Genomic DNA, 9,151 nt, shown 5'->3' with positions numbered 1-9,151 from the left:
TCCTGAAATCCGGTTCGCCCCTGGAAAGTTCCGGAGTTGATTAAAGTCACCCCCCGGTAATTTTCAAGCCCTACAGTGTGAAGGTGGCCTGAGTGGAAAACGTCCGGGACCTTATCAATAACAAGTGAATCTCTCTGCTCAGGGATGACCAGTGAGCCGCCATAAGCAGGCGAGAGGTGGCGGCGCTTCAATACTTCAAGCATCGGCAGGTGGGGCTTGTCGTAGCCGTCATGCCTTATGCACGGAAGCTCGGCGATGACAGAATCGTAAGAGTAGCCGTGGTACATCAGGATGCGAAACGCCTTGTCAAGCACTGCCGTCGAGGGATTGGTTGCAAAAATCACATTTGGCAGTTTTGAAAGCGCTGTGAAGTCAAGCGTCTGCTGCGGCTCGTGATTTCCAACGATGTCGTGATTGCCAGGGCCCACGATAAGCTTTATGTGCTTTGGGATTTTTTCAAGGTGCTCTGCAAGGGCGGCATACTGCTTTTCCCCCTCCTTTATAAGGAGCTCCTGCTCCTGGGCAAGATAGATGCCTATGCCATCACAAAGGTCCCCCGCGACAAAAATGTACTTTACTGCCTCGGCTGACGGGGAATTCAGCCATTTTATGAAGTTCAAAAAAGGCGCTTCAAGAAAATCCTTGCTTCCAAAGTGAATGTCCGAAATGAAAACCGCCTTCAGGGGAACATCAAGCTTTCGCGTGAGGTTCGTAATCGGCACATCAGGGCGGACTATATCCTTTATCAAAAAGAGGCCGTTCCTGCAGGAGCCGGTCATGCCAATGACCTCATCCATAAGAATGTTGTTCGACTCCTCGAAAACCGCCTCGTTGACATTTTTTGAGGCAATGCAGGCAATTGTCCCTGTCGGGTCTTCGAGGGAGATCAGCTTGTTTCCGTTGTTGGTCGTCCTGATGTCCGAAACCATCCCGATTACGTTTATGTTGTCGGAATTAAGCTTAAGCAGGTTTCCAATTGAAACCGGGCTGAGCCGCTTAGCCAAAAGGCCCTGGAGGAGGGCAAACCTTGAATTGAAGTAGTTCGTAAAGTCAGCCGCCTTTCTTTCCCTTGGGTTTACCCTGTTGTTCTCAATGCTAAAATCAACTGAATACTCCTCCGCAATCTTCTTCTTCCTGTCCCTCTGGACTTCAACCTGGCTTGGGGCAGGGCTTTTGGGGGCGGAAATGCCCTTCGGCTTTTTTACAAGCCCCATCACCGTTTCAGGACCTATTACATCCGACCCACATTTCAGCAAATCCTCAACAGAAACGCCATGCTGCCTTATAAGCTCAAGAGCAGGGGGAGTGACCATTTTGCCTTCCTGGAAAAGCTTCTGGACAAGTTCTCTCATAAGTTTAGGGGATATGAAAGTTAATAGGCGTCACCCACCACCTCTGCCCGGCAGAATCCCCGCCTTTACGCAAACGCCACAATCATCAGCAAATCCCTAAGCCCTTGAGCAAACCCGAGCACGATTACGACCAGCTTCAGGAAATTTGCGAGGTTTTTGTCCTCTATTCCCGTATCGACCGCCCAGAGCATCAAAAGAGCCACGGCTGCCTTTACCAGAAAGAAGCTTGCAACCGTCCCGGTAAGCGAAAAAATCAGGTTTGGCAGGACGTGCTGCTCTCCAAACCCGTAAAAGGTAAGGGCAACGTAAGTTGCTGAAGCGTCAAAAAGCTGGGACATCAAAACAAACTTGTTCCAGAGTGGCGCTTTCCACAAGGGGGCAAATATAAGGGCAAAAAACAGCAGGCCAATCCCCAGTACCGGCAGGGCGGCGCCCAGATTCTGGAAAGACAGGCGGGTGAAAAGGATACCGGAAATTACAAACCCAAAGGAGAAGAAAAAGCTCTGGTAAGGGAGTTTTGTCTTCCTTGCGACAAGAATGGAAATCACCAGAAGAAGAAAAGTGACGGAAAAGACATAAATATAAAGGAAGGGCGAGACCAGAAGCCAGGTCTTGAAGTATCCGATGTCTCTAAGCGACCTGAGTATCGAGCCAAGGGCAATATAGGGGAAAAGCGCCATCGCAAAGGGGGAATCAACCTCTATTCCAAGCGCCCTTATCGCCCTAAATACTACATAGCCAAGGGCAAGAAGGAGAACTGCATAGACAAATGTGTTCACGGGATTGTAGCCGGTTCCGGTCAGGATCGGCCCGATAAAATACTCCTCAATCGCCTCTGCCAGCATTATTTTATATATGGTGATAATTTTATGGTCGTGTTTAAAGCGAAAAAAGCCGCAGCACTTGCGGCCATACTTTTGATTGCCCTGACATTTCTTTCCGGCTGCACCGACAGCTCTTTTGGAGGCAGCAGCTGCTCTGTGATAGGAAACTGCAAGACCGACAAAAAAGACGTGGAAGTGCCCGACATCATCCAGATTACAAGCGCGGAGGTTTCGCCCGCGCCCAATGGGAGAGTCAGCCCAAACTCAGAAGTCAACATCCGGGTTGTCCTGAAAAACGTAAACAAGGACCCTGATGGAAGCGTAACAGTCTCATCCTTTGCGGTTTCGAATGCGCACCTTCTTACCTGCGTCGACTGCACTGCCAAGTTCAATGGAAAGGAAACGTTCGAGATGGTTCCGGGGCAGGAAAGGGCATACATATTCAAGCTTAAAACCCCAGAAATAGACGCCATGGCCGCAACAGTCACGCCTGAAATAGCGGTAAAGTATGATTACCGGTCAACTCGGCTCGTCACCCTTACTTATGTCAAGAAGGAGACTTACCTGGACTACCTTAACTCCGGAAAAAAGCTCACAGTTACGATATCGGACCTTGCTTCCCAGGGGCCTGTCGAGCTTAATTTTGATATGACCTATATAAGCGACCAGCCGCTGATTTATGAGGAAGGCGGAAGCGGCGAAGAAGACAGCAAAAGCTCGAGGGCTGTGTGGCTGTCCGTAATAAACAAGGGAAGCGGAGAAATAAGCGAAATAGCTCCTGACAACTTAAGAGTGGGATTTGAGGACAATAAAGGCAAAATTGTGGACTGCTCGGAAACATTCCGGGACGGAGATATTAAGGACTGGGGCTCATGGGCATTAAACAAGCAGCCAATAAGGGTCCTAAGCCAGAACCCTCAGAGGTATTATTTCTATTTTGAGCCGACAGACCTGGACCTTGAAGACAAGGAGTTTGAGATTGTTCGCCTGTTTGCAACCGCCGACTACACCTACCGGGTTAAAAAGCAGGTTGAAATGACCGTTTCAAAGCTCTCACCAATCTAACTAAAGGGTAATAATATCTAAAGTTTAGCATAAATATATTATATGGCAGAAAGAAAGTTCTATGACCTAAATATAGCTTCAGGAATAGATAGAGTCCAGGCAATAAAAAGGGCGGAAGAGCTTGAGCTTGGTGGGATTTGCCTTACCCACTGCTACAAGGGCGAAAGCGAGCTTGAGGAGTACCTGAAAAAAATCGAGGAGCTGAGAAGCAATGCCAAACTAGAGATAATCTCCGGCGTCATGCTTAACGGAGAAGGAATGGAAGCGATCGCAAAGAAGCTAAGAAGGAAAGTCGACCTCATACTTGCATATGGGGGGAACTATCACATAAACCGGCTTGCCTGCTCATCGGATTATATTGATCTCTTGTGCCACCCGGAGCGGGGGAGGCGGGACTGCGGGCTTGACCATGTCTGCTGCCGGGAAGCGCACGACCACAATACGGTTATCGAAGTCAACTTTGGGCAGATTCTGAATTCATCCGGAGGTAAGAGAGTGAGGGAAATATACCTGCTCAAGGAAATTGTCCGGCTTTGCCTGAAGTCAAAGTGCCCTTTTGTCGTGAACTCCGGCGCAAAAACCGTGCAGGGAATGCGGGGCGGAAGGGAGCTTTCCGCGCTCTCATGCGTCCTTGGCGCCCAGATTTACCCCTCAATTGTTTCAAACTCAGACCTCCCGGAGCAGCTTGTGAAGATGAACCGGGAAAAGACCGTACAGCCCCTTAGCGGCGTTTATGTTGATTATGAAGGACAGGCCTAAGACGCTTCCGTCGTCATACCGGGAAAAGAGGAGATACCTCACGTTCAAAATCATAAGTGATGAGGAAATAAGGCCCGAGGACCTTGCCAAAGCGCTTTGGAGGGCGGTCGCAGGAAATATGGGCGTGTTCGGGCTTGCAAAGACAAACTTTCATTTCTTCAGGGACCTCTACGAGCAAAGCGAGAAGAAGTTCGTTGTCAGGTGTATGCCTAAAGACGTCGAAGCCGTGCGACTGAGCATGGCCCTTATTACCGAGATTAACGAAAAGCCGGCCAGCATTGTGTCTGTTGGAGTATCGGGCACAATGAGGTCAAGCAAAAAAAAGCACCTTAAGCAAACCCTTCTTTCAACTTACAAAATATAGCCGGACAGTATCCAGTAAAAGCTGAATGTAAGCTCCTGGAAGGTTTCACCAAAGGGGTTTACACACTTAGAATCCTTGCAGTCACAGTACCTGAATTTTGAAAGGTAGCAGTTTCCGTTCCACTTAAAAGCGTCCCCGTAAAACAAGCCACGCTCTCCATTCAGTATGCCACAATAGGCATCCTCCGAGCAGAAGCCATCCATTGGTGGAGGAGCCATTGGAATCATATAGGAATTGTCGTCATTCCAGCAGCAGCAGGTATCTAACCCTCGGCTCTCAAGGCACCATCCGTCCGCCTGGCCCAAATAGCCGCCCATATGGATATTGAATGGCGCGCAGTAGTCCCCGCAGTACCAGTGCTGGTAGTCTTTGCATACCTCCTGGCAGGTCTCAGCCATCGCAGGGCTTGAAAAAGCCATGAAGGCAAATAGTGCCAGAACAGCAAAAATCCCCGTTTCAAAAGAGCTGAATTTATAACGCCCCATAAAATATGCTTTAGTATATATTATATATTTTCGCAAATCGGTCTTTTTGAAGGTTAAAATCTGCATTCGAATCGGTTTAAAACTTATTTTCCAAAGTTAATAATGCCTCAGTAGCTCAGTCTGGTAGACCCTTTTGTGCTGTAAACGCACAAAAGCCTCTACGGAAAGTACGCTTCCGCACGAACGGTCGGACAAAGAGTGCGTGATTGGTAATCACGAGGTCCCGGGTTCAAACCCCGGCTGGGGCTTCATCCTTTAATCCAACCTTAGTTATGGCCAATGAATTTTTTGACATAGTTGACGAAAATGACCTTCCCACAGGCATCCAAAAGCCAAGAAGCGTTGCCCACCGGGACGGGCTTTGGCATAGAGTAATCCACGTCTGGATATATAATTCCAGAGGAGAGGTTCTTTTGCAGCTTCGCCAAAAAGACAAGGACACGTACCCTAATGTCTGGGACCTGTCTGTAGGCGGGCATGTTACGGCAGGAAGCTCAATAATTGATGCTGCAAAAAGGGAAGTTTTTGAGGAAGTGGGTTTGAATCTAAAAGAAAGCGACCTCGAATTTTACGGAAAAAAGAAAAGCGAGAAAACGCCAGACGGAAACATTGATAGCGAGTACCACTACGTCTACCTCCTGAAGTACGACGGACTCTTTGAAAACCTGAAGTTCCAGGAAGAGGAGATCCAGAAGATACAGTTCATAACACTCGAAGATCTGGAAAAAAACCTCAAAGAACACCCCGAAAAATACCTTCCTAGAGGCGATTACTGGACGGAGATGATCGGAGCTATAAGAGGCAAGATGCATGAAATGGGAGCACCCCGGTAACCTCCTTAAACTATATTTAGAATCTACGTGTATTATGCCTGCAACACTGCGGGCAGATATCTGATGGAACAGAACTTTGCCGAAATGTTTGGAAAGCCCTATGTCGCTTACTTCAGTATGGAGATTGGAATCGACCCCAAAATCCCTACCTACTCCGGCGGGCTTGGGGTTCTGGCAGGCGACATGCTCAGAAGCTGCGCTGACCTTAATGTACCCGTGATGGGCATCACTCTCCTTTACAAAAAAGGGTACTTTAAGCAGAAAATTATCGACGGCAGCCAGGTTGAGGAGGAGTTCCACTGGAACCCTGCCGAGTTCATGGAGCAGCTTCCTGTGAGGATAAAGATTAAGATAGACGGGCGGGAGGTTGCAGTTGAAGCGTGGTTTTACAAGATAGAGGGTGAAATCGGGGAAGTGCCCATAATATTTCTTAGCACAGACCTTCCCGAAAACTCGGAATACGACAGGGCAATAACAGACAAGCTTTACGCTAATGATGATTACTATCGGCTATGCCAGGAAATCGTGCTTGGCATCGGCGGGGCAAGGATGATTGCAGCTCTTGGCCTGACTCCAGGAAAGTACCACATGAACGAGGGCCACTCTTCTCTTCTAACGCTGGAATTGTGCCGGAAAAGCACTGCCAGGGACGTAATGAAAGATGTCCGGAAAAGGTGCGTGTTTACGACCCACACCCCGGTCCCGGCAGGCCACGACCAGTTCCCGAGAGACGTGGCAGAAAAAGCTCTTGGCGAAATGATTTCTGACAAGTTCCGGGAAGAGGTTTTTTACGAAGGCAAGCTCAATATGACTTACCTTGGGCTCAAGTTCAGCAAGTACGTAAACGGCGTTGCAAAAAAGCACGGCGAGGTAAGCCGCCACATGTTCCCGGGCTACTCAATCGACTCCATTACAAATGGTGTCCACCCCGGATTTTGGGCAAGTGAGCCATTCAGGCGGCTCTACAACAAGTACATTCCGGGCTGGCAGAGAGACCCCTTCCTCTTGAGGTACGCTCTCAGCATCCCAAGGGAGGAGTTCTGGAAAGCCCACAAGGAGGCCAAAAAGACGCTTATCAATTACATCAACAGCAAGTACGGCCTTGACTTCGACCCCAGCGTTTTCACCCTCGGCTTTGCCAGAAGGGCTACCGCCTACAAGAGAGGAGACCTGCTGTTTTCGGACATAAATCGGCTAAAGGATATTGCAAGCCGCCAGGAAATCCAGATTGTCTATGGAGGAAAAGCGCATCCCCGGGACACTGAAGGAAAATGCATAATCAAGAGAATTACCGACCAGATGAAAGAAGTCCATGGCGCAATAAAGTGCGTGTATCTCGAGGACTACGACATCGAAATCGCAAAAATGCTCGTTGCAGGGGTCGACGTGTGGCTTAACACCCCCCAAAAGCCAAGGGAAGCAAGCGGAACATCCGGCATGAAAGCGGCGCATAACGGCGTGCCCCAGTTCTCTGTCCTTGACGGATGGTGGATTGAGGGTCACATCGAAAACGTCACCGGCTGGAGCATAGGGCCGCACCCAAACCAAGGCCAGGAGACAAATTCCACCTGCGACCTGGAAGACCTGTACGTAAAGCTTGAGTATATCATACTGCCCATGTACTACAACGGGCTGGAGCAGTGGATAAACATCATGCGGCACACAATCGCCATAAACGCCTCCTTTTTCAATACACACCGGATGGCGCAGCAGTACGTGCTGAACGCTTATTTCAGGTAAGCTATTTCCTTAAAAAAGATTGTACTCCAAAACATATTACCTAAACTATTTCCTACTCCTAAAAAAGTAAAACCTTTTATTTTTTTGTACGGACTTAGTATATGACAGGAATGACTCAGCCAATATTTATATTGTCAGAAGACGCGTTAAGGCAGACAGGAAAAGATGCACAGAGAAACAACATAACAGCGGCAGTCGCAGTGTCAGAGATAGTCAGGACCACGCTTGGCCCAAGGGGAATGGACAAGATGCTTGTTGACTCGGTTGGAGACATCACGATAACAAACGACGGAGTGACAATACTCAAGGAAATGGAAGTCCAGCATCCAGCAGCAAAGATGATGATAGAGGTCGCAAAGACACAGGAACAGGAGGTAGGCGACGGAACCACTACAGCCGTAGTGCTTGCCGGCCAGCTTCTGAAGAAAGCGGAAGGGCTCATGGACCAGGGAATCCACCCGGTCACAATCATCAACGGATACCGGCTCTCCAAAAAGAGGGCACTTGAGCTTCTAAAGGAGCTTGGCGAAAGGGTGGAAGCCAAAGACAAGGAAAAGCTCATAAAAGTCGCCCTCACAGCGATGACAGGGAAGGGAAGCGAAGGGTCAAAAGACGAACTCGCCAAAATTGCAATAGACGCAATCGGGTATGTTTCGAGGCAGGAAGGTGACAAGCTTGTCATCAGGCCTGAAGACATACAGATTGAGAAAAAGCAGGGCGGCTCAGCTGCAGACACGGAGCTTGTAAAGGGGCTTGTAATCGACAAGGAAATCGTACACCCATCGATGCCAAAGAAAATCGAGCAGGCAAAGATACTGCTCCTAAACATCGCCCTGGAAGTAAAGTCAACCGAAAACGAGCTTAAAATCTCAGTGACAGACCCAGAGAAGCTTCGGGCATTCGCAGACCAGGAACATAAAATCCTCAAGGGAATGGCAGAGCAGATAAAGGAAAGCGGGGCAAAGGTTGTCTTCCTTCAGAAGGGAGTCGATGACCTTGTCCAGTACTACCTTGCCAAAAGCGGAATAATTGCCGTCAGAAGAGTAAAGGAAAGCGATATGGACAAACTGTCAAAGGCGACAGGCGCCAAAATCCTTTCGACGCTCGAAGAAGTGTCCGCAGATGACCTTGGTTTTGCAGGGCTTGTGGAAGAGAAGAAAATCGGAGAAGACAAGATGGTGTTTGTCAGAAAATGCAAGGACCCTCGGGCCGTTTCAATCCTCGTAAGAGGCGGAAGCGAGCACGTGGTTGACGAAGTAAAGCGGGCTATGGACGACGCGGTTCTTGGAATCGCATCAACGCTTGAAGTTGGCTCATACGTCTACGGAGGCGGGGCCATAGAAATAGAGCTTGCAAGAAAGCTTCGCGACTACGCAGAAGGCATAGGCGGAAAAGAGCAGGTCTCGATAAACTCCTTTGCCGATGCACTCGAGATAATCCCAAGAACCCTGGCCGAAAGCGCAGGGCGCGATGCAGTGGAACTCCTTGTAAACGCAAAAAGCAAGCACGAAGCCGGCGGCTCTAAATACGGGATAAACGTCCAGGACGGAAAAGTAGACGATATGGAAAAGCTCGGAGTGGTCGAACCAACAAAAATCAAGCTTCAGGCGATTTCCTCGGCAACAGACGTCGCAGAAATGATCCTGAGAGTCGACGACATAATCACCGCAGGCAAGTCGAGAGCGCCACCCATGCCTCCTGGAGGAATGGGCGGTATGGGAGGAATGGA

Annotated in this window: 9 protein-coding genes and 1 tRNA gene; 7 read left to right on the top strand and 3 right to left on the bottom strand. The window is 49.1% G+C overall.

The annotated features are described in order from the left end of the window. Together JW727_04360 and JW727_04355 are read right to left on the bottom strand one after the other, a co-directional pair. Window positions 1-1,352, bottom strand: a 1,352-nt coding sequence (locus tag JW727_04360) for a metallophosphoesterase (protein ID MBN2095256.1), incomplete at its 3' end; no start/stop codon positions are given. A 65-nt stretch (window positions 1,353-1,417) separates the two neighbouring features. Further along, complete coding sequence (locus JW727_04355; protein MBN2095255.1) at window positions 1,418-2,197, bottom strand: DUF63 family protein; 780 nt, start codon at window positions 2,195-2,197, stop codon at window positions 1,418-1,420. A gap of 24 nt (window positions 2,198-2,221) precedes the next feature. On the opposite strand from JW727_04355, the gene JW727_04350 reads away from it, so the two are divergent. From JW727_04350 to JW727_04340, 3 genes are read left to right on the top strand one after another with little or no spacing between them, the layout of a single operon-like run. Further along, window positions 2,222-3,241 (top strand): hypothetical protein, encoded by a 1,020-nt coding sequence (locus JW727_04350; protein MBN2095254.1) that lies wholly within the window; start codon window positions 2,222-2,224, stop codon window positions 3,239-3,241. Window positions 3,242-3,283: 42 nt separating this feature from the next. Continuing rightward, a complete protein-coding gene (locus JW727_04345) occupies window positions 3,284-4,000 on the top strand; it encodes a hypothetical protein (protein MBN2095253.1) in 717 nt (238 codons plus the stop codon). Beyond that, on the top strand, window positions 3,984-4,364 hold the full coding sequence (locus tag JW727_04340; protein MBN2095252.1) for a ribonuclease P: 381 nt from the start codon (window positions 3,984-3,986) through the stop codon (window positions 4,362-4,364). The genes JW727_04345 and JW727_04340 overlap by 17 nt, the downstream gene beginning before the upstream one ends. On the opposite strand, the gene JW727_04335 is transcribed toward JW727_04340, so the two are convergent. Next, a complete protein-coding gene (locus JW727_04335; protein ID MBN2095251.1) occupies window positions 4,352-4,849 on the bottom strand; it encodes a hypothetical protein in 498 nt (165 codons plus the stop codon). The genes JW727_04340 and JW727_04335 overlap by 13 nt on opposite strands. Window positions 4,850-4,953: 104 nt before the next feature. Between JW727_04335 and JW727_04330 the strand changes: the two genes are divergently transcribed. The 4 genes from JW727_04330 to JW727_04315 all read left to right on the top strand — a co-directional run. Continuing rightward, window positions 4,954-5,097 (top strand) — tRNA-Thr (locus JW727_04330). 24 nt (window positions 5,098-5,121) lie between these two features. Next, entirely contained in the window at window positions 5,122-5,682 is a 561-nt protein-coding gene (locus JW727_04325; protein MBN2095250.1) for an NUDIX domain-containing protein, read from the top strand. Window positions 5,683-5,745: 63 nt separating this feature from the next. Beyond that, window positions 5,746-7,422 (top strand): alpha-glucan family phosphorylase, encoded by a 1,677-nt coding sequence (gene glgP / locus JW727_04320; protein MBN2095249.1) that lies wholly within the window; start codon window positions 5,746-5,748, stop codon window positions 7,420-7,422. Window positions 7,423-7,523: 101 nt separating this feature from the next. After that, window positions 7,524-9,151 (top strand): TCP-1/cpn60 chaperonin family protein (locus JW727_04315; protein MBN2095248.1); only part of this gene is annotated, 1,628 nt, incomplete at its 3' end.

Source organism: Candidatus Aenigmatarchaeota archaeon, assembly GCA_016932615.1.
In the GTDB taxonomy this organism is placed as follows: domain Archaea; phylum Aenigmatarchaeota; class Aenigmatarchaeia; order QMZS01; family QMZS01; genus JAFGCN01.
This window is presented reverse-complemented; position numbering and strand designations above follow the sequence as displayed.

Bases quoted from the DNA above. Each gene is read 5' to 3' on its own strand.
- JW727_04355 (MBN2095255.1), bottom strand. From the start codon at position 2,197: ATGCTGGCAGAGGCGATTGAGGAGTATTTTATCGGGCCGATCCTGACC.
- JW727_04350 (MBN2095254.1), top strand. From the start codon at position 2,222: ATGGTCGTGTTTAAAGCGAAAAAAGCCGCAGCACTTGCGGCCATACTT.
- JW727_04345 (MBN2095253.1), top strand. From the start codon at position 3,284: ATGGCAGAAAGAAAGTTCTATGACCTAAATATAGCTTCAGGAATAGAT.
- JW727_04340 (MBN2095252.1), top strand. From the start codon at position 3,984: ATGAAGGACAGGCCTAAGACGCTTCCGTCGTCATACCGGGAAAAGAGG.
- JW727_04335 (MBN2095251.1), bottom strand. From the start codon at position 4,849: ATGGGGCGTTATAAATTCAGCTCTTTTGAAACGGGGATTTTTGCTGTT.
- JW727_04325 (MBN2095250.1), top strand. From the start codon at position 5,122: ATGGCCAATGAATTTTTTGACATAGTTGACGAAAATGACCTTCCCACA.
- glgP (MBN2095249.1), top strand. From the start codon at position 5,746: ATGGAACAGAACTTTGCCGAAATGTTTGGAAAGCCCTATGTCGCTTAC.